Source organism: Vibrio sinaloensis, from assembly GCF_023195835.1.
GTDB lineage: Bacteria > Pseudomonadota > Gammaproteobacteria > Enterobacterales > Vibrionaceae > Vibrio > Vibrio sinaloensis_C.
This window is the reverse complement of record NZ_CP096200.1, coordinates 1,016,366-1,043,026: the sequence shown is the minus strand read 5'-3', so window position 1 is coordinate 1,043,026 and position 26,661 is coordinate 1,016,366. Positions and strand designations below refer to the sequence as shown.

Annotated in this window: 31 protein-coding genes and 1 pseudogene; 4 read left to right on the top strand and 28 right to left on the bottom strand. The window is 44.9% G+C overall.

Going from position 1 to position 26,661, the window contains the following annotated elements; all coding sequences use genetic code 11:
• Positions 1-64 precede the first annotated feature (64 nt).
• The 20 genes and pseudogenes from MTO69_RS18215 to MTO69_RS18120 form a co-directional block, all read right to left on the bottom strand.
• Positions 65-916, bottom strand: coding sequence for an IS3 family transposase (locus MTO69_RS18215; RefSeq protein ID WP_248334825.1), 852 nt, complete (start codon positions 914-916; stop codon positions 65-67).
• Positions 913-1,221, bottom strand: a complete 309-nt coding sequence (locus MTO69_RS18210; protein ID WP_039453493.1) for a transposase — start codon at positions 1,219-1,221, stop codon at positions 913-915. Before MTO69_RS18210 ends, MTO69_RS18215 begins: the two co-directional genes overlap by 4 nt.
• A 186-nt stretch (positions 1,222-1,407) precedes the next feature.
• Positions 1,408-1,854: a GNAT family N-acetyltransferase gene (locus tag MTO69_RS18205; protein WP_248334832.1), complete on the bottom strand. Its 447-nt coding sequence runs from the start codon at positions 1,852-1,854 to the stop codon at positions 1,408-1,410.
• Between the two features lie 152 nt (positions 1,855-2,006).
• Complete coding sequence (locus tag MTO69_RS18200) at positions 2,007-2,309, bottom strand: type II toxin-antitoxin system RelE/ParE family toxin (RefSeq protein WP_248334831.1); 303 nt, start codon at positions 2,307-2,309, stop codon at positions 2,007-2,009.
• On the bottom strand, positions 2,297-2,554 hold the full coding sequence (locus MTO69_RS18195) for a type II toxin-antitoxin system Phd/YefM family antitoxin (protein WP_248334830.1): 258 nt from the start codon (positions 2,552-2,554) through the stop codon (positions 2,297-2,299). Before MTO69_RS18195 ends, MTO69_RS18200 begins: the two co-directional genes overlap by 13 nt.
• Positions 2,555-2,744: 190 nt before the next feature.
• The gene (locus MTO69_RS18190; protein ID WP_136678155.1) at positions 2,745-3,176 is read right to left on the bottom strand and encodes a GNAT family N-acetyltransferase; all 432 of its coding nucleotides are present in this window, start codon (positions 3,174-3,176) and stop codon (positions 2,745-2,747) included.
• 604 nt (positions 3,177-3,780) lie between these two features.
• Positions 3,781-4,245, bottom strand: a complete 465-nt coding sequence (locus tag MTO69_RS18185; protein ID WP_348983346.1) for a GNAT family N-acetyltransferase — start codon at positions 4,243-4,245, stop codon at positions 3,781-3,783.
• A 618-nt stretch (positions 4,246-4,863) separates the two neighbouring features.
• Positions 4,864-5,715, bottom strand: coding sequence for an IS3 family transposase (locus MTO69_RS18180; RefSeq protein ID WP_248334819.1), 852 nt, complete (start codon positions 5,713-5,715; stop codon positions 4,864-4,866).
• The gene (locus MTO69_RS18175) at positions 5,712-6,020 is read right to left on the bottom strand and encodes a transposase (protein ID WP_004413754.1); all 309 of its coding nucleotides are present in this window, start codon (positions 6,018-6,020) and stop codon (positions 5,712-5,714) included. The genes MTO69_RS18180 and MTO69_RS18175 overlap by 4 nt, the downstream gene beginning before the upstream one ends.
• 190 nt (positions 6,021-6,210) lie before the next feature.
• A complete protein-coding gene (locus MTO69_RS18170) occupies positions 6,211-6,582 on the bottom strand; it encodes a hypothetical protein (RefSeq protein WP_049877282.1) in 372 nt (123 codons plus the stop codon).
• A gap of 143 nt (positions 6,583-6,725) precedes the next feature.
• The gene (locus MTO69_RS18165) at positions 6,726-7,091 is read right to left on the bottom strand and encodes a VOC family protein (RefSeq protein WP_248334828.1); all 366 of its coding nucleotides are present in this window, start codon (positions 7,089-7,091) and stop codon (positions 6,726-6,728) included.
• Positions 7,092-7,702: 611 nt separating this feature from the next.
• Positions 7,703-8,554 carry an IS3 family transposase gene (locus tag MTO69_RS18160; RefSeq protein ID WP_248334819.1) on the bottom strand — a complete coding sequence of 284 codons (852 nt, stop codon included), beginning with the start codon at positions 8,552-8,554 and terminating at the stop codon, positions 7,703-7,705.
• Positions 8,551-8,859 (bottom strand): transposase, encoded by a 309-nt coding sequence (locus MTO69_RS18155; protein ID WP_004413754.1) that lies wholly within the window; start codon positions 8,857-8,859, stop codon positions 8,551-8,553. The genes MTO69_RS18160 and MTO69_RS18155 overlap by 4 nt, the downstream gene beginning before the upstream one ends.
• Positions 8,860-9,018: 159 nt before the next feature.
• A pseudogene (locus tag MTO69_RS18935) lies at positions 9,019-9,491 on the bottom strand (HAD family hydrolase).
• A 672-nt stretch (positions 9,492-10,163) separates the two neighbouring features.
• Positions 10,164-10,406, bottom strand: a complete 243-nt coding sequence (locus MTO69_RS18145; RefSeq protein WP_248334827.1) for a hypothetical protein — start codon at positions 10,404-10,406, stop codon at positions 10,164-10,166.
• A 2,300-nt stretch (positions 10,407-12,706) separates the two neighbouring features.
• Positions 12,707-12,922 carry a TIGR02450 family Trp-rich protein gene (locus tag MTO69_RS18140; RefSeq protein WP_248334826.1) on the bottom strand — a complete coding sequence of 72 codons (216 nt, stop codon included), beginning with the start codon at positions 12,920-12,922 and terminating at the stop codon, positions 12,707-12,709.
• A 1,246-nt stretch (positions 12,923-14,168) separates the two neighbouring features.
• Positions 14,169-15,020 (bottom strand): IS3 family transposase, encoded by an 852-nt coding sequence (locus MTO69_RS18135; protein ID WP_248334825.1) that lies wholly within the window; start codon positions 15,018-15,020, stop codon positions 14,169-14,171.
• Positions 15,017-15,325, bottom strand: coding sequence for a transposase (locus MTO69_RS18130; protein WP_039453493.1), 309 nt, complete (start codon positions 15,323-15,325; stop codon positions 15,017-15,019). The genes MTO69_RS18135 and MTO69_RS18130 overlap by 4 nt, the downstream gene beginning before the upstream one ends.
• A gap of 1,828 nt (positions 15,326-17,153) precedes the next feature.
• Complete coding sequence (locus tag MTO69_RS18125) at positions 17,154-17,534, bottom strand: STAS/SEC14 domain-containing protein (protein ID WP_248334824.1); 381 nt, start codon at positions 17,532-17,534, stop codon at positions 17,154-17,156.
• Positions 17,535-17,753: 219 nt separating this feature from the next.
• The gene (locus tag MTO69_RS18120; RefSeq protein ID WP_248334823.1) at positions 17,754-18,200 is read right to left on the bottom strand and encodes a GNAT family N-acetyltransferase; all 447 of its coding nucleotides are present in this window, start codon (positions 18,198-18,200) and stop codon (positions 17,754-17,756) included.
• Positions 18,201-18,394: 194 nt separating this feature from the next.
• On the opposite strand from MTO69_RS18120, the gene MTO69_RS18115 reads away from it, so the two are divergent.
• Positions 18,395-18,643 carry a type II toxin-antitoxin system Phd/YefM family antitoxin gene (locus tag MTO69_RS18115; protein WP_005377003.1) on the top strand — a complete coding sequence of 83 codons (249 nt, stop codon included), beginning with the start codon at positions 18,395-18,397 and terminating at the stop codon, positions 18,641-18,643.
• A complete protein-coding gene (locus MTO69_RS18110) occupies positions 18,633-18,923 on the top strand; it encodes a type II toxin-antitoxin system RelE family toxin (protein WP_005377002.1) in 291 nt (96 codons plus the stop codon). The genes MTO69_RS18115 and MTO69_RS18110 overlap by 11 nt, the downstream gene beginning before the upstream one ends.
• Positions 18,924-18,963: 40 nt before the next feature.
• Here MTO69_RS18110 and MTO69_RS18105 read toward each other — a convergent pair whose 3' ends face one another.
• The 7 genes from MTO69_RS18105 to MTO69_RS18075 form a co-directional block, all read right to left on the bottom strand.
• Entirely contained in the window at positions 18,964-19,815 is an 852-nt protein-coding gene (locus MTO69_RS18105; protein ID WP_248334819.1) for an IS3 family transposase, read from the bottom strand.
• A complete protein-coding gene (locus MTO69_RS18100; protein ID WP_004413754.1) occupies positions 19,812-20,120 on the bottom strand; it encodes a transposase in 309 nt (102 codons plus the stop codon). Before MTO69_RS18100 ends, MTO69_RS18105 begins: the two co-directional genes overlap by 4 nt.
• A 206-nt stretch (positions 20,121-20,326) precedes the next feature.
• Positions 20,327-20,695: a VOC family protein gene (locus MTO69_RS18095; protein ID WP_248334822.1), complete on the bottom strand. Its 369-nt coding sequence runs from the start codon at positions 20,693-20,695 to the stop codon at positions 20,327-20,329.
• Positions 20,696-21,161: 466 nt separating this feature from the next.
• Positions 21,162-21,323, bottom strand: a complete 162-nt coding sequence (locus tag MTO69_RS18090; RefSeq protein WP_248334821.1) for a hypothetical protein — start codon at positions 21,321-21,323, stop codon at positions 21,162-21,164.
• A gap of 69 nt (positions 21,324-21,392) precedes the next feature.
• Entirely contained in the window at positions 21,393-21,776 is a 384-nt protein-coding gene (locus MTO69_RS18085) for a hypothetical protein (RefSeq protein WP_248334820.1), read from the bottom strand.
• 48 nt (positions 21,777-21,824) lie between these two features.
• Positions 21,825-22,676 carry an IS3 family transposase gene (locus MTO69_RS18080; RefSeq protein WP_248334819.1) on the bottom strand — a complete coding sequence of 284 codons (852 nt, stop codon included), beginning with the start codon at positions 22,674-22,676 and terminating at the stop codon, positions 21,825-21,827.
• Positions 22,673-22,981, bottom strand: coding sequence for a transposase (locus MTO69_RS18075; protein WP_004413754.1), 309 nt, complete (start codon positions 22,979-22,981; stop codon positions 22,673-22,675). The genes MTO69_RS18080 and MTO69_RS18075 overlap by 4 nt, the downstream gene beginning before the upstream one ends.
• A 287-nt stretch (positions 22,982-23,268) precedes the next feature.
• Between MTO69_RS18075 and MTO69_RS18070 the strand changes: the two genes are divergently transcribed.
• Entirely contained in the window at positions 23,269-23,511 is a 243-nt protein-coding gene (locus MTO69_RS18070; protein ID WP_080608911.1) for a type II toxin-antitoxin system Phd/YefM family antitoxin, read from the top strand.
• A gap of 6 nt (positions 23,512-23,517) precedes the next feature.
• On the top strand, positions 23,518-23,814 hold the full coding sequence (locus MTO69_RS18065) for a type II toxin-antitoxin system RelE/ParE family toxin (protein ID WP_077281733.1): 297 nt from the start codon (positions 23,518-23,520) through the stop codon (positions 23,812-23,814).
• Positions 23,815-23,981: 167 nt separating this feature from the next.
• Here the strand turns inward: MTO69_RS18065 and MTO69_RS18060 are convergent, their stop codons facing one another.
• Complete coding sequence (locus MTO69_RS18060) at positions 23,982-24,875, bottom strand: hypothetical protein (RefSeq protein WP_248334818.1); 894 nt, start codon at positions 24,873-24,875, stop codon at positions 23,982-23,984.
• Positions 24,876-26,661 lie beyond the last annotated feature (1,786 nt).

Sequence of the window (26,661 nt, the reverse complement as noted above, 5' to 3'; positions counted from 1 at the left end):
AACATTATAACGTACTGAACCAAAAAGAAATTGGTGTACCCCACAAAAAGTAGACAGTACATAACTACATACTTTCGTACTCAACCGGGCTGACATGCCCCAACGCTGAGTGTCTTCTCTTGCGATTGTAAAATACCTCGATGTATTCGAAGATACCCATTCGGGCTTCTTCGACAGTTTGATAGTCTTCTGCGTATATCAGTTCGACTTTCAGTCGACTGTAGAACGACTCCATCACCGCATTATCCCAACAGTTGCCCTGTCGACTCATGCTCGGTACACCTCCATGCTTGCGCATGAAGTCTTGATATTTATAGGCTCTGTATTGTACACCCCGGTCTGAGTGGATAATGACGCCCTTAGGCGGCTTACGTGACTCAAACGCCATTTTTAACGCATTAGTGATGAGCTCGACGGTCATGGTTGTCCCTAGCGACCAACCCACGATGCGCCTTGAATGCAAATCCATCACAGTCGCCAAGAAGAGCCAACGGCTCTTCACCCAGATATACGTGATGTCCGTGACCCACTTCTGATTCGGAGCCTCAGACTCAAAGTCTCTACGCAGTAAATTATCAGCAACATTCGTCATAGCCGCCACATCCTTGCTGTATTTAAACCCTTTACCATTACGAGCCCTGACACCTTTTTCATTCATAATATCAGCCACATAGTTCACGCAGCAGGCATAGCCTGCTTCGTTTAACTCTTCTGCTATTCGCACTGAACCGTAACGCGCCCGATATTGGGCAAAGGTACACATGATCAGTTGTTCAAAGCGTTCGCGCCGCTTTGAACGCTCACTTGGCGTATGATGGCACCACTTGTAGTAACCACTTCGACTGACTTCTAACGTGCGACACATTAAGCTAATCGAATACTCACTGGTATAACTTTCAATGAACTCGTACTTCACTCTTGCTGCTTCGCGAAGTACGCCGACACCTTTTTTAGGAATTCCATCTCATCACGTAGACGCTTGTTCTCGCGCCTTAGCGCTCGAAGCTCTTCGGACTCTTTCTTCGAATAATCGACACCGTCTAAGGTGTTAAACTGTTTATCAGATAGGCGTGTGAACTGGCGCTTCCAGTTCCGGATTTGCTGGGCACTGATGCCCAACTCCTTGGCAACGGAGACGGCTGTTCGGCCAGGAAGACTGGCCAGGCGCACTGCTTCTTTGCGGAACTCTTCGGTGTACGCTGGATTACGATGTTTAGCCATAAATCACCTCTCAATTAGACCCTAGATCTAACTTAGTAAAGTGTCTACTAAACGTGGGGTACTCGGAAACATAACGCCCAATTAAGTAGCCCGAAACGCTCTGGCTCACTTTCCGCATTGCTCGGCAACACTAAACTCGACGCAAACCAAAAGTGCTGAGCGTTGAGGGTCTGCTTGAATTGATTGTTATGTGCGTACTAAAGACATTGGCACGAAACGAATTCCGTTGAACTCTGCTTCTTCGCCTGTTGCTAAGAAACCATGGCGATTGTAGAACCCAACAGCATTCACAGATGAACGCAGACTAACCTCACTAGCGTCTGTCTGATTAAGCAAATGATTCAATAGCGTACGACCTAAACCTGAACCCTGCTGCGAACTAGCAACAAACAAGTGCGTTAAATAGTTCCCATCACGCAAAGCAGCAAAACCAAGTATTTCCTCACCCGATACAGCCTTGACTGCTGAAAACCTCTCATCATCGAAAGTGGTTGCTAGGTCAGGTAAGACTCTGTCCTTATACTCTTGCTTTCCTTGTGCATTAAGCAGTGGAAGCACGTCCTTGGCCGAAACCTCTGAAACAAGCCTTGTTACTGCGTCCAAGTCCGCTTTTTGGACTTTCTGAAATTCCATATTTCCTCCGAGCACATAACGCCCAATTAAGTAGCCCGAAACGCCCTGGCCAACCTTCCGCATTACTCGGCAACACAAAACCCAACGCAAACCAAAAGTGCCACGCGTTGAGGGTCTGCTTGAATTGTTTGTTAGCCGCTCATTTCCAAAGGTTACTGCTTACTCAACAAGAACTTTCTCAAATCTCTCTCTGCACGCATAACAAACAGAACAAATACTTTGTCACCGTCTTGTTTATAGAAAACACGACATGGATTAACGACAACTTCACGATAACTTAAATGTTCTAGTTCGGGTGGAATACGACCTGACTCCGGGAAAGTTTGTAGGCGTTCGACCTTCGAGAAGATCGTTTGTACTAACTGCTTTGCAGCTACGATATTTTCAAGTGCGATATATTCAGCGATATCATTGAGGTCAGATAACGCTGGTTCAGTCCAGATTACTTCAACCATTTTGACATTTTGTCCTTGGCTTCATCATGACTTACCACTTTACCGTCAGCTAGCGCACGCTCACCTCTTGCAATACCCTCAAGAATAGCTAAACGATTCTGCATAAATTCGTAATCATCAACATCAACGAGATACGCAGATGGCTTACCATGCTCAGTAATTAACACTGGCTCTTTGCTATCGTGGAGATCGGCGAGGATCTTAGTTGCTTGTCGTTTAAGTGATGTAACTAGTTCTACTTTCATGAGAGCTGCTCCAAAGGAATACTAAAGTGATACTATTCTATCACTTTGAGTATAGCAAGCTCCATGACGGCTAACGCCGCGTTAAGTGGTGAGCAACGCAGACCACCTAACCTAAACCATTGTCTCGTAAACACTAAAACCGATTAAAACTGAAAATGCCAAGCGTTGTGAATCCGTCTTAAACGCTTTGTTAGCCGTCTTGGACACCAACCATAGAAAAGTGGTGACTAGCGATATTAAAGCCTTCGCGTAAGTAGAACTTATGTGCCGGAAAACGCTGAACACCAGAATCCAGATGTATTTGTTCACAACCGATTTCTAAGGCGTACATTTTAAACCAATTGATAATAAAATGACCTACTCCACGCGAACGAAATTGAGCATTAGTTACCAAGTCTTCAATGTAAATATGCTTACCCCAAGCCAGCTTTTCACCTACGCTAAAACCTGCTGCCGCAAGCACACCTTCTGACGATCTAACATAGACGACTTGGTAGCCATTTGATTGCTGTTTCTCGATTTGAGCAGACAAAGTATCTAAGTTGTAATTTGGGCGAAGTTGCAACAACACCTCTAGGACTGACTCATAATCAGAGTTTTTTTCTAAAAATTGGACTTCCATGTTTTCTCCATTTTGACGTTGACGGCTAACGCCCAATTAAGTAGTGAGCAACGCGACCACCACACTTAAACCATTGTGCCGTAAACACTAAAACCAATTCAAACCAAAAATGCCAAGCGTTGCGAATCTGCTTAAATTGCTTGTTAGATTTGTACTTTTTGGTTTCCCGTCACCTAAAATCCACACCATTTAAGGCGACGACCAGAAATAGCAAAAATCCCCCGAAACTGATTGGTAAGAGCGCTATTAACCACAACACCACATGGCTCAGTTTTATAAGAAACGTGTTGCCTCGCTGCCCTCGAGTTGCTTTGCGAAACTTAGTTGCAGCAGTTAAGGAGCCAGCACACCACAGTAGGATAAGCGCCATAATTTGAAAATCACTTCCTCTAGAAAAGGCATGTTCTACTGCAAGAAACAGTATTGCATGTATGGCAAGAGTGATGATTAAAATTGCTTTGATTCTATTCATATTTCTAGAAAAATCTAACGCCCAATTAAGTAGTGAGCAACGCTGCCAACCCAACTAAACCATTGTGCCGTAAACACTTAAACCGACTCAAACCAAAAATGCCAAGCGTTGCGAATCTGCTTAAATTGTTTGTTATGTCCGTACTCTCGACATGATGACGATGTCTACTAAATCCTCTTCAACAAGCACGGCCTTACGTTTTGTACCCTCAACTTCAAAACCAAAGGATTTATATAGTGCCAACGCAGCAACGTTGTTTGCATGCACCTCTAACTCCAAACGCGTCAAGTTTAGCTGCTCATCACAATACGCCAGTAAGTATTCCATTAAGAAACGACCCACACCCTTTCCTCGGGAGGTTTTGGCGACCGCAATACCAAAAGATGCGGAGTGCTTTAGCCTCGGCTTTGACGTTGAGTTAATAGCCAAATGACCTAAGAGTTCTCCATCGCTTTCAACCGCGACAAAATTAAGCTGGCTGTCATTGAACATTAACTCGAACTCTTCCCTTTTGATGTCAGGCAAGTAACGATTGTTGTTCACAACCTCTTTGTCAGTGTAAATATCATACAAAGCTGGCAAATCAGCTGAGCTCATTTTTCTTATTTTCATAGAACCTCAAAAAACCGAAAAGGACATAACGCCCAATTAAGTAGCCCGAAACGCCCTGGCTCACTTTCCGCATTCCTCGGTAACACAAAACCCGACGCAAACCAAAATCGGCGAGCGTTGAGGGTCTGCTTGAATTGTTTGTTATGCGAGTTCATCGACCAAGCCAAGTTGGGCAGATGAAGATTACCTTAGACACGAAAAACCACAAACAAACCAAGCACTTTTTGTGATTCACCGAACAACGGAAGTCACTATGTTACAGACCAATTTCTAACAAGTGACTAATGGTGAATTTCAGCTAGCGACTCGGTTTTTGCTTCGGGAAACTCAACGCTGAGAAAAACCAGCGAAGATGAACCTTCAATAAACTTGCTCTTACAGCGCTTTGAGCCAGCCAAATTCACCACAAACCTACTCCGAAAACCAATGAGGCAGCCCTCGAAATTTGGCATGTTTTACGGCCTGAGTGATTCAAGGACTTGGGCCGACAATGCTGAACTGCCGACACCGAAAAACCGATGGCTAGAGAGAGCGAGAAAGAGAGATAGAGAAGATTTTTTGCTTAGTCGCTGGTGTACCCCACAAAAAGTAGACAGTACATAACTACATACTTTCGTACTCAACCGGGCTGACATGCCCCAACGCTGAGTGTCTTCTCTTGCGATTGTAAAATACCTCGATGTATTCGAAGATACCCATTCGGGCTTCTTCGACAGTTTGATAGTCTTCTGCGTATATCAGTTCGACTTTCAGTCGACTGTAGAACGACTCCATCACCGCATTATCCCAACAGTTGCCCTGTCGACTCATGCTCGGTACACCTCCATGCTTGCGCATGAAGTCTTGATATTTATAGGCTCTGTATTGTACACCCCGGTCTGAGTGGATAATGACGCCCTTAGGCGGCTTACGTGACTCAAACGCCATTTTTAACGCATTAGTGATGAGCTCGACGGTCATGGTTGTCCCTAGCGACCAACCCACGATGCGCCTTGAATGCAAATCCATCACAGTCGCCAAGAAGAGCCAACGGCTCTTCACCCAGATATACGTGATGTCCGTGACCCACTTCTGATTCGGAGCCTCAGACTCAAAGTCTCTACGCAGTAAATTATCAGCAACATTCGTCATAGCCGCCACATCCTTGCTGTATTTAAACCCTTTACCATTACGAGCCCTGACACCTTTTTCATTCATGATATCAGCCACATAGTTCACGCAGCAGGCATAGCCTGCTTCGTTTAACTCTTCTGCTATTCGCACTGAACCGTAACGCGCCCGATATTGGGCAAAGGTACACATGATTAGTTGTTCAAAGCGTTCGCGCCGCTGTGAACGCTCACTTGGCGTATGATGGCACCACTTGTAGTAACCACTTCGACTGACTTCTAACGTGCGACACATTAAGCTAATCGAGTACTCACTGGTATAACTTTCAATGAACTCGTACTTCACTCTTGCTGCTTCGCGAAGTACGCCGAGACCTTTTTTAGGAATTCCATTTCATCTTTGAGTCGCTTATTCTCGCGCCTTAGCGCTCGAAGCTCTTCGGACTCTTTCTTCGAATAATCGACACCGTCTAAGGTGTTAAACTGTTTATCAGATAGGCGTGTGAACTGGCGCTTCCAGTTCCGGATTTGCTGGGCACTGATGCCCAGTTCCTTGGCAACGGAGACGGCTGTTCGGCCAGGAAGACTGGCCAGGCGCACTGCTTCTTTGCGGAACTCTTCGGTGTACGCTGGATTACGATGTTTAGCCATAAATCACCTCTCAATTAGACCCTAGATCTAACTTTGTAAAGTGTCTACTAAACGTGGGGTACTCGGTCGCATAACGCCGCATTAAGTGGTGAGCAACGCAGACCACGGCACTTAAAGTATTGTGCCGTAAACACTTATTCCGAAGCAAACCGAAAATGCCGAGCGTTGGGAATCCATCTTAAATGCTTTGTTAGGTGTGTTTCACTATATTTAGGTTGCCGTCTACAAACCCAATACTTAAACTTTTGTTGGACAAAGCTTTTTGGCTAATTGAGCAACATGAGTTTACGTATTGCTTTGTAAACTGAAGTAAAGTTTGCTCTGCTGTTTGCCAAGAACTACCGAATAGTGATTCACTGACTTCAATTTGCCGTTTTTTTGGTAGCCAATCTTCATTGCAAGCCCAATCCTCATTGTCCAAATCAAACTCTTCAGAACCGACAATTTCAATCAGAAATGGGGACTCGTAAATGTTTATATTAAACGCAATGATTCGTTCAGGAATATCCTCTGACAACTGAGCATCCAACCAATCACGGAAACCTTGTTCGTTGTGTATCATAATTTTCCTTTAAACACCTAACGCCCAATTAAGGGGTGAACAACGCCTCCACCCAACCCTAAAGCATTGTGCCATAAACACTAAATTTGAAGTTGAAGCAAAAGTGTCCAGCGTTGAGAATCCCTCTTAAATTGCTTGTTAGGCTACTGATTTTCGGCTACGCGCCACAACACACCACTCGGATCTGTTAAACAAAACTCGAGCATTCCCCAAGGCTGTTCAATAAGCTCTGTGACCTTTACACCAAACTCTTTGTCCAGGTTAAGTTTTAAAACATGTGTATACCAACTTTGAGCATCTTCAACTAAGAGGTGCATCATAAAATTGTTGCAGTGAGCAGGTTCGTAAAAGTTTTGAAGCAAGAAAGAACAAGAGCCTGATTTGAAATATGCGATACCGTCAAACTCAGATGCCATTTCAAAACCCATTGTCTGATAAAAGCGCTTAGAGACTTCAAAGTCTTCAGCGGGGACGAATGACTTTATTTCTACGGTATTCAGATTGTCCATTTCCATCTCCATTTTATAGCGACTGGTTGTAGCCTAACGCCCAATTAAGTAGCCCGAAACACCCTGGCTAACTTTCCGCACTGCTCGGCAACACCAAACCCGACGCAAACCAAAATCGCCGAGCGTTGAGGGTCTGCTTGAATTGTTTGTTATGCGAATTCACCTGCATAAGCCAAACTGGGCAGATGAAGATTACCTCAGACACAAGAAACCTCAAACAAACCAAACACTTTTTGTGAGTCACTGAACAGCCGAAGTCACTATGTTACAGACCAACTTCCAACAGGTGACTAATGGTGAATTTCAGCTAGTGACTAAACTTTTACTCCGAGAAACTCGACGCGGCGGAAGACCAGCGAAGATGAGCTACCGATAAACTTGCCCTTGCCACACTTTACGCCAGCCAAACTCACCGCCAACCAACACTGAAAACCAATGAGGCAACCCACGAACTTTGGCTTGTTTTGCGGCCTGAGTGATTCAAGAATTTAGGCCGACAATACTAAATTGCCGACACCGAAAACCGACTGCCAAAGAGAGCGAAAAAGAGAGATAGAGAAGATTTTTTGCTCAGTCGCTGGTGTACCCCACAAAAAGTAGACAGTACATAACTACATACTTTCGTACTCAACCGGGCTGACATGCCCCAACGCTGAGTGTCTTCTCTTGCGATTGTAAAATACCTCGATGTATTCGAAGATACCCATTCGGGCTTCTTCGACAGTTTGATAGTCTTCTGCGTATATCAGTTCGACTTTCAGTCGACTGTAGAACGACTCCATCACCGCATTATCCCAACAGTTGCCCTGTCGACTCATGCTCGGTACACCTCCATGCTTGCGCATGAAGTCTTGATATTTATAGGCTCTGTATTGTACACCCCGGTCTGAGTGGATAATGACGCCCTTAGGCGGCTTACGTGACTCAAACGCCATTTTTAACGCATTAGTGATGAGCTCGACGGTCATGGTTGTCCCTAGCGACCAACCCACGATGCGCCTTGAATGCAAATCCATCACAGTCGCCAAGAAGAGCCAACGGCTCTTCACCCAGATATACGTGATGTCCGTGACCCACTTCTGATTCGGAGCCTCAGACTCAAAGTCTCTACGCAGTAAATTATCAGCAACATTCGTCATAGCCGCCACATCCTTGCTGTATTTAAACCCTTTACCATTACGAGCCCTGACACCTTTTTCATTCATGATATCAGCCACATAGTTCACGCAGCAGGCATAGCCTGCTTCGTTTAACTCTTCTGCTATTCGCACTGAACCGTAACGCGCCCGATATTGGGCAAAGGTACACATGATTAGTTGTTCAAAGCGTTCGCGCCGCTGTGAACGCTCACTTGGCGTATGATGGCACCACTTGTAGTAACCACTTCGACTGACTTCTAACGTGCGACACATTAAGCTAATCGAGTACTCACTGGTATAACTTTCAATGAACTCGTACTTCACTCTTGCTGCTTCGCGAAGTACGCCGAGACCTTTTTTAGGAATTCCATTTCATCTTTGAGTCGCTTATTCTCGCGCCTTAGCGCTCGAAGCTCTTCGGACTCTTTCTTCGAATAATCGACACCGTCTAAGGTGTTAAACTGTTTATCAGATAGGCGTGTGAACTGGCGCTTCCAGTTCCGGATTTGCTGGGCACTGATGCCCAGTTCCTTGGCAACGGAGACGGCTGTTCGGCCAGGAAGACTGGCCAGGCGCACTGCTTCTTTGCGGAACTCTTCGGTGTACGCTGGATTACGATGTTTAGCCATAAATCACCTCTCAATTAGACCCTAGATCTAACTTTGTAAAGTGTCTACTAAACGTGGGGTACTCGGGCACATAACGCCGCATTAAGGTGTGAGCAGCGCTTGGCTATACTTGAGCGAAGCGAAACTGCCAAGCGTTGCGAATCACTCTTAAATGCTTTGTTATGTGCAAATTTCCGACAAATGACTGACCTGCTTTACATTGTGGACAGCACTAACACTTTGTTTTGTAGGATTAAACCAAATTACATCAATGCCCGCTGTAATTGCTGGCGCAATGTCTTTATCGTATGTGTCCCCAACCATCACAACTGATTTGGGCTCTATGCCTAACACCCCGATTATCTTCTCGAAAAACTCTGGCTTCCCTTACCGATACCAAGGTTCGCTTTACAGAAGTAACCTGAGATGTACTGAGACAAACCAACTCGGTCAAATGTAGCCTTGATATCAGCTTCTGATGAATCTGAGGCATTTGTGGCAACGTAGACCTTATTGTTTATTGATAGCTTTCTAAGAACTTCAAGAGCCCCATCAACAGCCTGAACCTTGACCCAGTCACGCATTTTTCCGCTGTTTTCTGGAAAATCGATCATAAGCGTGTCACCCCAGTCAAATAGGTAAACCTTGGTCATATTGCCTCCTTGCACATAACGCCCAATTAAGTAGCCCGAAACGCCCTGGCTCACTTACCGCATTGCTCGACAACACAAAACTCAACGCAAACCAAAATCGCCGAGCGTTGAGGGTCTGCTTGAATTGCTTGTTATGCGAATTCACCGACCAAGCCAAGTTGGGCAGTGAAAGATTACCTTAGACTCGAAAAACCACAAATAAACCAAGCACTTTTTGTGATTCACCGAACAGCCGAAGCCACAACGTTACAGACAAACTTCCAACAAGTGACTAATGGTAAATTTCAGCGCATGGCTGAGCTTTTGCTCCAAGAGACTCAACGCTCAGAATGGCCAGCGAAGTTGAACTAACGATAAACTTGTCCTTTCAGCGCTTTGAGTCAGCGAAACTCACCACCAACCAACTCTGAAAACCAATGAGGCAATCCACGAACTTTTGCATGTTTTACGGCCTGATTGATTCAAGAATTTGAGCCGACAATGCTGAATTGCCGACACCGCGAACCGACTGCTAAAGACAGCGAGAAAGAGAGATATAGAAGATTTTTTGCTTAGTCGCATAACGCCGCATTAAGGTGTGAGCGGCGCTTGGCTATACTTGAGCGAAGCGAAACTGCCAAGCGTTGCGAATCACTCTTAAATGCCTTGTTAGCTCTCTGTTCGCCACATAACTTATTGAAACTCTTGACCATGATTTTCAAGGGTTGTTTCACCACAGTTCGAACATACTATATATCTATCTGTTACCTCCAAAGAAGCGCCACCTGGTAAAGATGCAGCTGAGCCACTAAAGAAGCCATCTAGAAACGCTTTGAACTGTTCTTTTTTGGACTTTCCGTACTTCGATGGTTTTTGTTTCATTGTTTCTTTGTGTTCAGTGTCTTTTCCACATTTTTCGCAAAACCTAGTATTCATATTACCTCCAAGTCGAATTGCATGTAGAACATAAACTCCACAACAGCTTTCTGACTTCGTGATGAAACTTAAAAGAGAGCTAACGCCCAATTAAGTAGCCCGAAACGCACTGGCTCACTTTCCGCATTACTCGGCAACACAAGACCCGACGCAAACCAAAAGTGCTGAGCGTTGAGGGTCTGCTTGAATTGCTTGTTATGTTTTACCACAAATGACTGATTTATTTGGCAAAGAACTGCGTTATTGACCCTGTTTCAAGAAGTCAGTCACACGCCAAAACTCACTTGACCGCCAAAGGCACGAAACACTAAGCGCGTAGATCCACTTCCCTGCCCAATGAGGCAACCCGATAAACGTTCAACAAGCGCCCTCTCTTTCCAACCAAAGCGCAGAACAATGGGAAATTGCCGAGGCAACTGCCAAACGAACATGCTACTTGGCAAATGCGCTGAAAGCGACCTAGAGCCAGTGAGATTTGAAACTAACCGTCACGACTTGAAAATGAAGCAACCCACGAACATTGACATGTTTTACAGGCTGAGAAATTCACGAATTTGGGCCGACAATACGGATTTGCTGAGGCAACTCGAACGAATGGCCAAAGGGGCAAAGAACAGAGGTCGAAGGATTTTTAAGCCATTGAAATACAAGTAAACATAACGCCCAATTAAGTAGCCCGAAACGCCCTGGCTAACCTTCCGCATTGCTCGGCAACACGAAACCCAACGCAAACCACAAGTGCTGAGCGTTGAGGGTCTGCTTGAATTGTTTGTTATGCGAATTCATCGACCAAGCCAAGTTGGTTAGATTAAGATTACCTTAGACACGAAAAACCTCAAACAAACCAAACACTTTTTGTGATTCACCGAACAACCGAAGTCACTATGTTACAGACCAGCTTCCAACAAGTGACTAATGGTGAATTTCAGCTAGTGACTCAGCTTTTGCTTTGCGAAACTCAACGAGGAGAACAGACAGCGAAGATGAACTACCGATAAACTTGCGCTTCCAGCGATTTGAGCCAGCTAAACTCACCACCACCCAGCACTGAAAACCAATGAGGCAACCCGCGACCTTTGGCATGTTTTACGGCCTGAGTGATTCAAGAACTTGGGCCGACAATGCTGATTTGCCGACACCTTAAAGCCGATGGCCAGAGAGAACGAGAAAGAGAGACAAAGAAGATTTTTTGCTTAGTCGCATAACGCCCAATTAAGTAGCCCGAAACGCACTGGCTCACTTTCAGCATTGCTCGGCAACGCCAAACCCGACGCAAACCAAAATCGGCGAGCGTTGAGGGTCTGCTTGAATTGTTTGTTATGCGAATTCATCGACCAAGCCAGATTGGACAGATGAAGATTACCTTAGACGAGAAAAACCTCAAACAAACCAAGTACTTTTTGTGATTCACTGAACAGCGGAAGTCACTATGTTACAGACAAACTTCCAACGAGTGACTAATGGTGAATTCCAGCGCATGACTCAGCTTTTGCTTTGAGAAACTCAACGAGGAGAACAACCAGCGAAAATGAACTACCGATAAACTTGCCCTTAAAGCGCTTTGAGTCAGCGAAACTCACCACCAACCAACTGCGAAAACCAATGAGGCAACCCGCGAACTTTGGCATGTTTTACCGCCTGAATGGTTCAAGAATTTGGGCCGACAATGCAGAGTTGCCGACACCGAAAAACAGATGGCCAGAGAGAGCGAAAAAGAGAGTCATAGAAGGTTTCTTGCTCAGTCGCATAACGCCGCGTTAAGTAGTGAGCAACGCCACCACGAAACCTAACCATGCCGCCGTAAACACAAAACCCAACGAGGGAATGAAAAATGCCATGCGTTGGGAATCTGTCTTAAACGCTTTGTTATGAGTATATTGACTCAGATGCAAAAGCCACAGATCTTCTCATACAGATCAGCTTTATTTTTCATACTGGGCTTTGTTGAGATCTTAATAGCTTGATCTATTTCATGGAGAAACCCCTTTCCCGGAGGAAACCGATTCTCCGCAATGCATTCCTGTATTAGGGCATTCCATCTATCTTTTTCATCACCCACCATGTAGTAATCCACGAACAACATCATGGCATCATAACAGTCTTGCTTAGTCCAATTATCCACTTCTAACTCCCAATCCATCGATAATGACCGCTATACTCATAACGCCCAATTAAGTAGCCCGAAACGCACTACCTCACTTCCCGCATTGCTCGGCAACACAAAACCCGACGCAAACCAAAAGTGCTGAGCGTTGAGGGTCTGCTTGAATTGCTTGTTAGGTGTGTAGCCTGAGAGTTTGTCATTTCCAGCCTTGGAGCCATTTACTTTGGTCTTTAAGGTCTCTCCAGTCAATTGAGTACTCATTATTTGAAAGCACCGCTTCGACTTTACACACCAAAACTGAACCATCTTCATCAAACTCTACCTCTGACACGAGGAAATGCTTTTCTCGGTTGAGGGGGCTCACCGCCGTCCACTTACTGTTGTACAACTTAGCTGGGTTAATTTTATTCATAGTCACTCCATAAAACTCTGACTTTGCCCGATTTTTACGGTGTGACAATTGAGCGAGTTCACTAATCTATGATTTCTAAGAAAAAACACCTAACGCCCAATTAAGTAGCCCGAAACGCACTGGCTTACTTTCCGCATACCTCGGAAACACGAAACCCGACGCAAACCAAAAGTGCTGAGCGTTGAGGGTCTGCTTGAATTGTTTGTTATGCGAGTTCACCTGCATAAGCCAAGTCGGGCAGTGAAAGATTACCTTAGACACGAAAAACCTCAAACAAACCAAGCACTTTTTGTGATTCACTGAACAGCCGAAGTCACTATGTTACAGACCAGCTTCCAACAAGTGACTAATGGTGAATTTCAGCGCATGACTTAGCTTTTGCTTCGAGAAACTCAACGCCGAGAACAACCAGCGAAGATGAAGCTCCGATAAACTTGCTCTTGCCACACTTTACGCCAGCGAAACTCTCCACGAACCAGCTCCAGAAACCAATGAGGCAACCCACGAACTTTGGCATGCTTTACGGCCTGAGTGATTTAAGAATTTGGGCCGACGATGGTGATTTGCCGATACCGAAAAACAGATGGCCAGAGAGAGCGAGAAAGAGAGATAGAAAAGATTTTTTGCTTAGTCGCATAACGCTCAATTAAGTAGCCCGAAACGCACAACGGTAGTGTCTGCATAGCGCCGTAACCACTGAATTACCTGCAAACCAAAAATGCCAAGCGTTGAGGGTCTGCTTAAATTGATTGTTATGTTTTACCACAAGCGCGCACTGATTTGGCAATGAACTGCGATGCTTGATGAGATTTCGGAGTGTCGTCACACGATGACGGGGCTTGGCCGACAAGTGCGATAGCCTTAAAGCGCTTACTACCACTTCCCATCCCAATGAGGCAACACGACAAAGCCACAACAAATACCCTCGTGTTTTCCAACCACAGCGCAGGACAAAGTAGAATTGCCGACCTCAATGACTGAGTGGGCAAGCAAATTGGCAATGACTTGATAAGCGCAAGATTGTGATTAAACACAAGCGAAAAAGTTTGAAGGAGACGCTGGTTGCTTTGGACTTGAATGAGGCAAGTTCGCGGAACAAAAAGCGCCATCGGATAAGTGTCCAACTACAGCGTGCGTGGAACTCAAGTTGCCGAAGGAGAAGAAGTAGGAGAGGGTGAAACTAAGATTAACCCTCTGATTTTTTGAATGAAACTGGTGTACCCCACAAAAAGTAGACAGTACATAACTACATACTTTCGTACTCAACCGGGCTGACATGCCCCAACGCTGAGTGTCTTCTCTTGCGATTGTAAAATACCTCGATGTATTCGAAGATACCCATTCGGGCTTCTTCGACAGTTTGATAGTCTTCTGCGTATATCAGTTCGACTTTCAGTCGACTGTAGAACGACTCCATCACCGCATTATCCCAACAGTTGCCCTGTCGACTCATGCTCGGTACACCTCCATGCTTGCGCATGAAGTCTTGATATTTATAGGCTCTGTATTGTACACCCCGGTCTGAGTGGATAATGACGCCCTTAGGCGGCTTACGTGACTCAAACGCCATTTTTAACGCATTAGTGATGAGCTCGACGGTCATGGTTGTCCCTAGCGACCAACCCACGATGCGCCTTGAATGCAAATCCATCACAGTCGCCAAGAAGAGCCAACGGCTCTTCACCCAGATATACGTGATGTCCGTGACCCACTTCTGATTCGGAGCCTCAGACTCAAAGTCTCTACGCAGTAAATTATCAGCAACATTCGTCATAGCCGCCACATCCTTGCTGTATTTAAACCCTTTACCATTACGAGCCCTGACACCTTTTTCATTCATAATATCAGCCACATAGTTCACGCAGCAGGCATAGCCTGCTTCGTTTAACTCTTCTGCTATTCGCACTGAACCGTAACGCGCCCGATATTGGGCAAAGGTACACATGATCAGTTGTTCAAAGCGTTCGCGCCGCTTTGAACGCTCACTTGGCGTATGATGGCACCACTTGTAGTAACCACTTCGACTGACTTCTAACGTGCGACACATTAAGCTAATCGAATACTCACTGGTATAACTTTCAATGAACTCGTACTTCACTCTTGCTGCTTCGCGAAGTACGCCGACACCTTTTTTAGGAATTCCATCTCATCACGTAGACGCTTGTTCTCGCGCCTTAGCGCTCGAAGCTCTTCGGACTCTTTCTTCGAATAATCGACACCGTCTAAGGTGTTAAACTGTTTATCAGATAGGCGTGTGAACTGGCGCTTCCAGTTCCGGATTTGCTGGGCACTGATGCCCAACTCCTTGGCAACGGAGACGGCTGTTCGGCCAGGAAGACTGGCCAGGCGCACTGCTTCTTTGCGGAACTCTTCGGTGTACGCTGGATTACGATGTTTAGCCATAAATCACCTCTCAATTAGACCCTAGATCTAACTTAGTAAAGTGTCTACTAAACGTGGGGTACTCGGAAACATAACGCCCAATTAAGTAGCCCGAAACGCCCTGGCTAACCTTCCGCATTGCTCGGTAACACGAAACCCGACGCAAACAAAAATCGGCGAGCGTTGAGGGTCTGCTTGAATTGTTTGTTATGCGAATTCACCTACATCAGCCAAGTTGGGCAGTGAAAGCTTACCTTAGACACGAAAAACCTCAAATAAACCAAGCACTTTTTGTGAGTCACTGAACAACCGAAGTCACTATGTTACAGACCAGCTTCCAACGAGTGACTAATGGTGAATTTCAGCTAGTGACTCGGCTTTTGCTTCGCGAAACTCAACACGGAGAACAATCAGCGAAGATGAACTAACGATAGACTTGCCCTTTCCACACTTTACGCCAGCGAAACTCCCCACGACCCAACATAGAAAAACAATGAGGCAACCCGCGAGCTTTGACATGTTTTACGGCCTAAGTGATTCAAGAACTTGGGCCGACAATGCTGAGTTGCCGACACCGTAAAACCGATGGCCAGAGAGAGCGAGAAAGAGAGATAGAGAAGATTTTTTGCTCAGTCGCATAACGCCCAATTAAGTAGCCCGAAACGCTCTGGCTCACTTCCCGCATTACACCGAAAACACCAAACCCGACGCAAACCAAAATCGGCGAGCGTTGAGGGTCTGCTTGAATTGTTTGTTATGCGAATTAAAGCACATAAGCCAAGTTGGGCAGATGAAGATTACCTCAGACAAAGAAAACCTCAAACAAACCAAGCACTTTTTGTGATTCACTGAACAGCCGAAGTCACTATGTTACAGCTTCACTTCCAACAAGTGACTAATGGTGAATTTCAGCACATGACTGAGCTTTTGCTTCGAGAGACTCAACGCTGAGAACAACCAGCGAAGATGAACCTTCAATAAACTTTCTCTAACAGCGCTTTGAGCCAGCCAAATTCACCACCAACCAACTCCGAAAACCAATGAGGCAACCCGCGAAATTTGGCATATTTTACAGCCTGAGTGATTCAAGAATTTGAGCCGACAATGCTGAATTGCCGACACCGCGAACCGACTGCCAAAGAGAGCGAGAAAGAGAGATAGAGAAGATTTTTTGCTCAGTCGCATAACGCCCAATTAAGTAGCCCGAAACGCACTGGCTCACTCTCCGCATTGCTCGGTAACACCAAACCCCACGCAAACCAAAATCGGCGAGCGTTGAGGGTCTGCTTGAATTGTTTGTTATGCGAATTCATCGACCAAGCCAAACTGGGCAGATGAAGATTACCTCAGACACGAAAAACCACAAACAAACCAAACACTTTTTGTGAGTCACTGAACAGCCGAAGTCACTATGTTACAGCTTCACTTCCTACAAGTGACTAATGGTGAATTTCAGCGCATGACTCAGCTTTTGCTTCGAGAAACTCAACGCTGAGAACAACCAGCGAAGATGAAGCTCCCATAAACTTGCGCTTGCCACACCTTACTCCAGCGAAACTCCCCACGAACCAATACAGAAAACCAATGAGGCAACCCGCGAACTTTGGCATGTTTTACTGCCTGAGTGATTCAAGAATTTGGGCCGACAATGCAGAGTTGCCGACACAGAAAAGCCGATAGCCAGAGAGAGCGAAAAAAAGAGATAGAGAAGATTTTTTGCTTAGTCGCATAACGCCCAATTAAGTAGCCCGAAACGCCCTGACTCACCTTCCGCATTCCTCGGCAGCACAAAACCCAACGCAAACCAAAATCGCCGAGCGTTGAGGGTCTGCTTGAATTGTTTGTTATGTTAATCAGTTAGCCACTCTACTGCCAACTCGTAGCTACCAAATGATTCCATCTGACCTGATATAAACCAACTGCCTACTTTGGCGGCTAGTTCTTGCCAATTTTTGTCGCCGTAGATCGCTATTTTCTCAATATTCAGACCTACCTTTAAGCCAAGCTGAAAATCGTCCCACGCTGCCCGTAGCTCCCAACCTGAAAACTCAGTAATGTCGACTAACATTTTCACATGCATGGAGTTGAGTCCTTGCAAATTAGAATCCAAGACTGGAACAATTCTCTCATAGTCTTCGTGAGTGAGTTTACCCGTAGCCTTAAGCATTAAAACGGATTCCGAGCCAATGCGCTCAATACCAATTGTGATTCCATGACGACCTGCACTCATAGCGTATACCCAAAGTTGAAATAACCTATAGAGTTTAGGATAGGCAAGCAACATAAGATGAGAGCTAATTTCCAATTTTTCACTGAGTTTCAATGAGTAACATAACGCCCAATTAAGTAGTGAGCAACGTCACCACCATTCCTAAACCATTGCGCCGTAAACACTAAAGCCGATTCAAACCAAAAATGCCAAGCGTTGCGAATCTGCTTAAATTGTTTGTTATGTGCGTACTAAAGACATTGGCACGAAACGAATTCCGTTGAACTCTGCTTCTTCGCCTGTTGCTACGAAACCATGGCGATTGTAGAACCCAACAGCATTCACCGATGAACGCAGACTAACCTCACTAGCGTCTGTCTGATTAAGCAAATGATTCAATAGCGTACGACCTAACCCTGAACCCTGCTGAGAATTAGCAACAAACAAGTGCGTTAAATAGTTCCCATCACGCAAAGCAGCAAAACCAAGTATTTCCTCACCCGATACAGCCTTGAATGCTGAAAACCTCTCATCATCGAAAGTGGTTGCTAGGTCAGGTAAGACTCTGTCCTTATACTCTTGCTTTCCTTGTGCATTAAGCAGTGGAAGCACGTCCTTGGCCGAAACCTCTGAAACAAGCCTTGTTACTGCGTCCAAGTCCGCTTTTTGGACTTTCTGAAATTCCATATTTCCTCCGAGCACATAACGCTGCGTTAAGGGGTGAACAACGCCACCACCGAACCTAAGCCATTGTGCCGTAAACACTAAAGCTGAATCAAACTGAAAATGCCAAGCGTTGAGAATCCCTCTTAAACGCCTTGTTATACCGCTTAGTTGAGGCTAAAATGACCAACATAAAGACCACTTAAGGGACCGATTATATGACCACTAGAATTTTAGCCGATGTTGCTGCAAGCATTACTGAGTTGAAAGCTAACCCTATGAAAGTTGCAACTAGTGCTTATGGCGAACCTGTTGCTGTACTGAACCGAAATGAACCAGCATTTTATTGCGTACCTGCAGAAGCGTACGAAATGATGATGGACAGACTCGAAGATCTTGAACTACTAGCTATTGCGAAAGAGCGTGAATCTGAAGAGAGCATTTCGGTAAATATTGATGACCTATAAACTCGACTTTAAAAAGAGCGCACTCAAAGAGTGGAAAAAGCTTGGCTCTACTCTGCAACAACAATTTAAGAAAAAGCTAATCGAGCGCTTGGATAACCCACATGTTCCGGCTTCAAAACTTTCTGGAGCTGACAACATGTATAAAATTAAACTCCGTCAATCGGGCTACCGTCTCGTCTACAAAGTTGAAGACGATGTAATCATTGTAACCGTCTTAGCAGTCGGAAAACGCGAACGTAGCGATGTTTACCGTAAAGCTATGAAAAGATTAGATGATTGATTGCGGTTGGTGTACCCCACAAAAAGTAGACAGTACATAACTACATACTTTCGTACTCAACCGGGCTGACATGCCCCAACGCTGAGTGTCTTCTCTTGCGATTGTAAAATACCTCGATGTATTCGAAGATACCCATTCGGGCTTCTTCGACAGTTTGATAGTCTTCTGCGTATATCAGTTCGACTTTCAGTCGACTGTAGAACGACTCCATCACCGCATTATCCCAACAGTTGCCCTGTCGACTCATGCTCGGTACACCTCCATGCTTGCGCATGAAGTCTTGATATTTATAGGCTCTGTATTGTACACCCCGGTCTGAGTGGATAATGACGCCCTTAGGCGGCTTACGTGACTCAAACGCCATTTTTAACGCATTAGTGATGAGCTCGACGGTCATGGTTGTCCCTAGCGACCAACCCACGATGCGCCTTGAATGCAAATCCATCACAGTCGCCAAGAAGAGCCAACGGCTCTTCACCCAGATATACGTGATGTCCGTGACCCACTTCTGATTCGGAGCCTCAGACTCAAAGTCTCTACGCAGTAAATTATCAGCAACATTCGTCATAGCCGCCACATCCTTGCTGTATTTAAACCCTTTACCATTACGAGCCCTGACACCTTTTTCATTCATGATATCAGCCACATAGTTCACGCAGCAGGCATAGCCTGCTTCGTTTAACTCTTCTGCTATTCGCACTGAACCGTAACGCGCCCGATATTGGGCAAAGGTACACATGATTAGTTGTTCAAAGCGTTCGCGCCGCTGTGAACGCTCACTTGGCGTATGATGGCACCACTTGTAGTAACCACTTCGACTGACTTCTAACGTGCGACACATTAAGCTAATCGAGTACTCACTGGTATAACTTTCAATGAACTCGTACTTCACTCTTGCTGCTTCGCGAAGTACGCCGAGACCTTTTTTAGGAATTCCATTTCATCTTTGAGTCGCTTATTCTCGCGCCTTAGCGCTCGAAGCTCTTCGGACTCTTTCTTCGAATAATCGACACCGTCTAAGGTGTTAAACTGTTTATCAGATAGGCGTGTGAACTGGCGCTTCCAGTTCCGGATTTGCTGGGCACTGATGCCCAGTTCCTTGGCAACGGAGACGGCTGTTCGGCCAGGAAGACTGGCCAGGCGCACTGCTTCTTTGCGGAACTCTTCGGTGTACGCTGGATTACGATGTTTAGCCATAAATCACCTCTCAATTAGACCCTAGATCTAACTTTGTAAAGTGTCTACTAAACGTGGGGTACTCGGGAACATAACGCCAAATTAAGGTGTGAACAACGCTACCACCTTACCTAAAACATTGTGCCATAAACACCAAACTAGCTTGAAGTGAAAGCGCCGAGCGTTGTGAATCACTCTTAAATTTATTGTTATATGCGTACTCGAAGCTACATTGAAACTGCTTCGATTTTGTTTCCGTCTAAGTCACGTACGAATGCTGCGTAGTAAGTTTCGCCATACTCTGGTCTTAAACCTGGCTTACCCGCGCATGAACCTCCCAGCTCAATAGCTGTAGCATAGAACTGGTCAACTGCTTCTTTTGAAGGAGCATTGAAAGCAATATGAGCACCATTACTTGATGTAGCTTTTCCTTCGCAGGGACTTCCGACCCAAAATTCAAAGCTTTCACCATAAGCCGCAGCGATATTTTCTATATAGTGAGTACGCTTAACAGACAACGTAGAAAGAACTGAGTCATAAAAACCAACTGCTTTTACCACATCAGAAGCGCCAACTGAGACGTGATTTAGAATCATTTTTAAGTCCTTTTATTGCTTGAAACTTGAAAGCATATAACGCCCAATTAAGTAGCCCGAAACGCCCTGGCTCACTTTCCGCATACCTCTGCAACACAGAACCCGACGCAGACCAAAATCGCCGAGCGTTGAGGGTCTGCTTGAATTGTTTGTTATGCGAATTCATCGACCAAGCCAAGTTGGGCAGATGAAGATTACCTCAGACACGAAAAACCACAAACAAACCAAACACTTTTTGTGAGTCACTGAACAGCCGAAGTCACTATGTTACAGCTTCACTTCTAACAAGTGACTAATGGTGAATTTAAGCTAGTGACTCGGCTTTTGCTTCGGGAAACTCAACGCTGAGAATAAACAGCGAAGATGAAGCTCCGATAAACTTGCCATTGCAGCGCTTTGAGCCAGAGAAACTCACCACCAACTAGCTCTGAAAACCAATGAGGCAACCCGCGAATTTTGGCATGTTTTACTGCCTGACTGGTTCAAGAACTTGGACCGACAATACTGACTTGCCGACACCGAAAAACAGATGGCCAGAGAGAGCGACAAAGAGAGCCAGAGAAGATTTTTGCTCAGTCGCATAACGCCCAATTAAGTAGCCCGAAACGCGCAATGATAGTTTCTGCATAGCACCTTAACCACTGAATTACCTGCAAACTGAAAATGCCAAGCGTTGAGGGTCTGCTTAAATTGCTTGTTATACGTTTTTGTTCAAGTACACTCTAACACCCCTAGCGGCTTCTTTAGATATGCCTTGAGTAAACTGAGACGGTTCAACATTACCGTTACAATCTCGAGCTGCATTGAATGCTCTAATTATTCGTTCTATCGCAGGTTGAACTAACTTTGCTCTTGGCTGTAACACTAGGACTAGATAGTCATTATCAGAGATAGAAACTTCAATATGTGCATTCATATTTGCGCTAGCCGAAAGGCGATATTTAGTACGAGTGAAGTAACCTTTATCACGGTATTGAAGAAACTCAGCTAACTCCATATTTAGTTGCTCTTGCCTTTCATAACCAATAGCTTCGAGGAGTAATTCAATATTGTCATCGATAGGTAGTTCTACTTGTATCATTGTTACCTCAAACGTTGGTGTACCCCACAAAAAGTAGACAGTACATAACTACATACTTTCGTACTCAACCGGGCTGACATGCCCCAACGCTGAGTGTCTTCTCTTGCGATTGTAAAATACCTCGATGTATTCGAAGATACCCATTCGGGCTTCTTCGACAGTTTGATAGTCTTCTGCGTATATCAGTTCGACTTTCAGTCGACTGTAGAACGACTCCATCACCGCATTATCCCAACAGTTGCCCTGTCGACTCATGCTCGGTACACCTCCATGCTTGCGCATGAAGTCTTGATATTTATAGGCTCTGTATTGTACACCCCGGTCTGAGTGGATAATGACGCCCTTAGGCGGCTTACGTGACTCAAACGCCATTTTTAACGCATTAGTGATGAGCTCGACGGTCATGGTTGTCCCTAGCGACCAACCCACGATGCGCCTTGAATGCAAATCCATCACAGTCGCCAAGAAGAGCCAACGGCTCTTCACCCAGATATACGTGATGTCCGTGACCCACTTCTGATTCGGAGCCTCAGACTCAAAGTCTCTACGCAGTAAATTATCAGCAACATTCGTCATAGCCGCCACATCCTTGCTGTATTTAAACCCTTTACCATTACGAGCCCTGACACCTTTTTCATTCATGATATCAGCCACATAGTTCACGCAGCAGGCATAGCCTGCTTCGTTTAACTCTTCTGCTATTCGCACTGAACCGTAACGCGCCCGATATTGGGCAAAGGTACACATGATTAGTTGTTCAAAGCGTTCGCGCCGCTGTGAACGCTCACTTGGCGTATGATGGCACCACTTGTAGTAACCACTTCGACTGACTTCTAACGTGCGACACATTAAGCTAATCGAGTACTCACTGGTATAACTTTCAATGAACTCGTACTTCACTCTTGCTGCTTCGCGAAGTACGCCGAGACCTTTTTTAGGAATTCCATTTCATCTTTGAGTCGCTTATTCTCGCGCCTTAGCGCTCGAAGCTCTTCGGACTCTTTCTTCGAATAATCGACACCGTCTAAGGTGTTAAACTGTTTATCAGATAGGCGTGTGAACTGGCGCTTCCAGTTCCGGATTTGCTGGGCACTGATGCCCAGTTCCTTGGCAACGGAGACGGCTGTTCGGCCAGGAAGACTGGCCAGGCGCACTGCTTCTTTGCGGAACTCTTCGGTGTACGCTGGATTACGATGTTTAGCCATAAATCACCTCTCAATTAGACCCTAGATCTAACTTTGTAAAGTGTCTACTAAACGTGGGGTACTCGGACGTATAACGCCGCGTTAAGTGGTGAACAACGCAACCACCCTACCTAAACTATTGTGCTGTAAACACTAAAACCGATTCAAACTGAAAATACCAAGCGTTGTGAATCCGCCTTAAACGCCTTGTTAGTTTACCTTTTACACGAGTCGCACGATTTAATTATATTGACCATTTCATGCGAGTAACTATAATCTCAATGTTACTGCAGATTTGGAGATTGATCATGCACACATTGACAGCAAATGACGCCAAACGTAATTTTGGTGAGTTACTTCTTAGCGCCCAGCGCGAGCCAGTGAAGATTAGCAAAAACAGCAAAGATGCCGTGGTTGTAATGTCTATTAGAGACTATGAAGAACTAGAAGCAATGAAAGCAGACTACCTTAAACATTGTTTCGAGTCAGCTAAGCAAGACTTAGCACAAGGCAATGTCGTTGATGGTGAAGATTTTTTAAACTCCTTATAACCAGTTATGCAGAAGAATAAGTACAAATTAAGTAAACTAGCTCAGGCTCATTTGCGAAAGATCAGAAGTTATACCGTCAACAATTTTTCTGAAATGCAGTGGCGCAACTATAAAGATACATTACTAACCGGATTTCAGATGCTTGCGGACAACCCTGCCGTTGGTCGGAGTTGTGATGAAATTTACCCAAACGGGTTTTACTTTCCTGTAGGCAAACACACAGCTTACTTTACAAAAGAAGACGGTTTCATTTTAGTCGTAGCTGTACTCGGTCAATCACAACTACCTCAAAACCATTTGTAATTGTTGCGTCACCCAAGACCTGGATTTAGGGTGATGTTGTTGATTGGTAGACTAACGCCCAATTAAGTAGCCCGAAACGCTCTGGCTCACTTTCCGCACTCCTCGGTAACATAAAACCCGACGCAAACCAAAAGTGCTGAGCGTTGAGGGTCTGCTTGAATTGTTTGTTAAGCTACTGGGTACGGATATCTTAAATCCATACTCTTTTGACCCACGGCTAGTATTTGGTCAGCTAAAGGATAGCCGTCAATAGCATCAATACTATTTAATGGCCCAAACCCTGAACTCGAGACATAATCAAGTAAATGATGGTTTAAGCTGTTAGCAACAATGTCAGATAGTATTGATACATTGGAACCTACTATTTCGATCTCTCCACGACTATCTGTCAGCAACTTAAACCTTGGGTCTTCAGCCTGGACATTCACCGATACTCCGAAGTTATGAACTTCTCCTGTTTGATAATCATAGTGTCGCCCCTTTAGGGGGCGTAAAGAATCAAGTGAATGGTAGCGAGCAATTGATTCTGAGTACTCTTCGTAAACCTTACTGTCAATTCTGTCTGTTTTCACCAAACCTAAAACTGGTTTGTTGAAAACAGACAATGAACACCCCATTGCTTTACTGTAAAAGTTGTAGAAGGCTTCAGCTTGAGCATTTTTCTTAAACACACTGATGTTTTTTGACAACCCTATGCCTTGAGCTTTCATCTCAACCACCGCATTGGCATTTACTTGTTTCTGCTTCATGTACTCAAGGTGGAGAGGCTGAAAATAATTGGCTCCATATGCTAACGGGATATTTGCAGATTTAAGAAAATTGAAAACTTCTCTACGTAAAGGTTCTCGATTACTTTCGAGGTCAGTTATGTGAAACTTCCCGTTAGCGTTAGATGCCCCAAAGCAACTAGCTAAATAGTCACAAAACTCAATAATCTTTAATTTGTTATGAGTTTCAACAACAATCCCTGCGACAAGGGTAAACTCACCACTATAATTCTCAGGTTGATCAACATAACCAAGTCGACCAGCTTCATCACAATAAAACTCTACTTTAACCATTGAAGTTCCTGTAAGTAGCTTAACGCCCAATTAAGTTGTGAGCAACGCTGCCAAAGCACTCAAACACTTCACCGTAATCACCAAACTAATTGAAACCGAAAGCGCCGAGCGTTGCGAATCAGCTTGAATTGTTTGTTAGGCAAATTTTCTTCGCACTCACTTACTTTGTTTGAAAACAGAATACCTTAAACACGATAAGCAACCAATCACCCACTGACTTTTTGTGATTCAAGAACAACTGAAGCCGCTATGTTACAGCCTAGGTTTCAACATCCACGAAATGCGTCTTTGCAGCGACGAAGTAGCTATTGAACTGGAAAACTAAAAGCTGCGAACTCACAGCAAAAATGAAAGCTTCGATTAACTTGTCCTTTCCACACTTTAAACCAGTGAAACTCACCACCAACCGATACTGAAAACCAATGAGGCAACCTACGAATCTTGGCATGTTTTACGGTTGGAGAGATTCTAGAATTTGAGCCGACAATACAGAATTGCCGACTAAGATAAACGATGGGCAAAGGGAGCAAGAAGATTAGAACAAAGAACTTTTCTGCCCTTTGCCTAACGCCGCGTTAAGTGGTGAACAACGCCAACCACCAAACTTAACCCATTGTACCTTATACACTTAAGCAGACATGAACCAAAATCGCCAAGCGTTGTGAATCCGCCTTAAACGCTTTGTTATATTGCTGCTGCCAAAACCAATTTATTGATTTAACTGGGATGCGAGCAACAGTAGCGAAAAAATAGCAAAGCTGTACCTGAGATCATTCCTAAGTTTTATCAACCTCTTATTATTCAGTTGATCCAGATCTTTGCCGAAAAGCATTGGGACAAATAAGAACATACCAAAATGGAACACTACGAACGGTGGAGCCCCTCTAGAGCGCCAATGCTCATTCTCCATTTCATTCCATTCATCATAAAAACTCTTGCTGGATTTTATAAGCGGAAACAACGAAGCCAACACCGCACAAACCAATAGAGTGTTAAATAACTCACCCATTTTAATCCCTGAACTTGAAAAACAATATAACGCCCAATTAAGTAGCCCGAAACGCACTGGCTCACTCTCCGCATTGCTCGGTAACACCAACCCCCACGCAAACCAAAATCGGCGAGCGTTGAGGGTCTGCTTGAATTGTTTGTTATGCGAATTCACCTGCATCAGCCAAGTTGGGCAGTGAAAGATTACCCTAGACTCGAAAAACCTCAAACAAACCAATTACTTTTTGTGATTCACTGAACAGCCGAAGTCACTATGTTACAGACCAGCTTCCAACGAGTGACTAATAGTGATTTTCAGCTAGTGACTCGCTTTTTGCTTCGGAAAACTCAACGCTGAGAAAAACCAGCGAAGATGAACCTTCAATAAACTTGCTCTTACAGCGCTTTGAGCCAGCCAAATTCACCACAAGCCTACTCAGGAAACCAATGAGGCAGCCCTCGAAGTTTGGCATGCTTTACGGCCTGAGTGATTCAAGGACTTGGGCCGACAATGATGATTTGCCGACACCGAAAAACAGATGGCCAAAGAGAGCGAGAAAGAGAGATAGAGAAGATTTTTTGCTTAGTCGCATAACGCCCAATTAAGTAGCCCGAAACGCCCTGGCTCACTTTCCGCATTGCTCGGCAACACCAAACCCGACGCAAACCAAAATCGCCGAGCGTTGAGGGTCTGCTTGAATTGTTTGTTATGTTTTACCACAAATGACTGATTTATTTGGCAAAGAACTGCATTACTGACCGTATTTTCTGAGCCTAATCACACGCCAAAACTCAC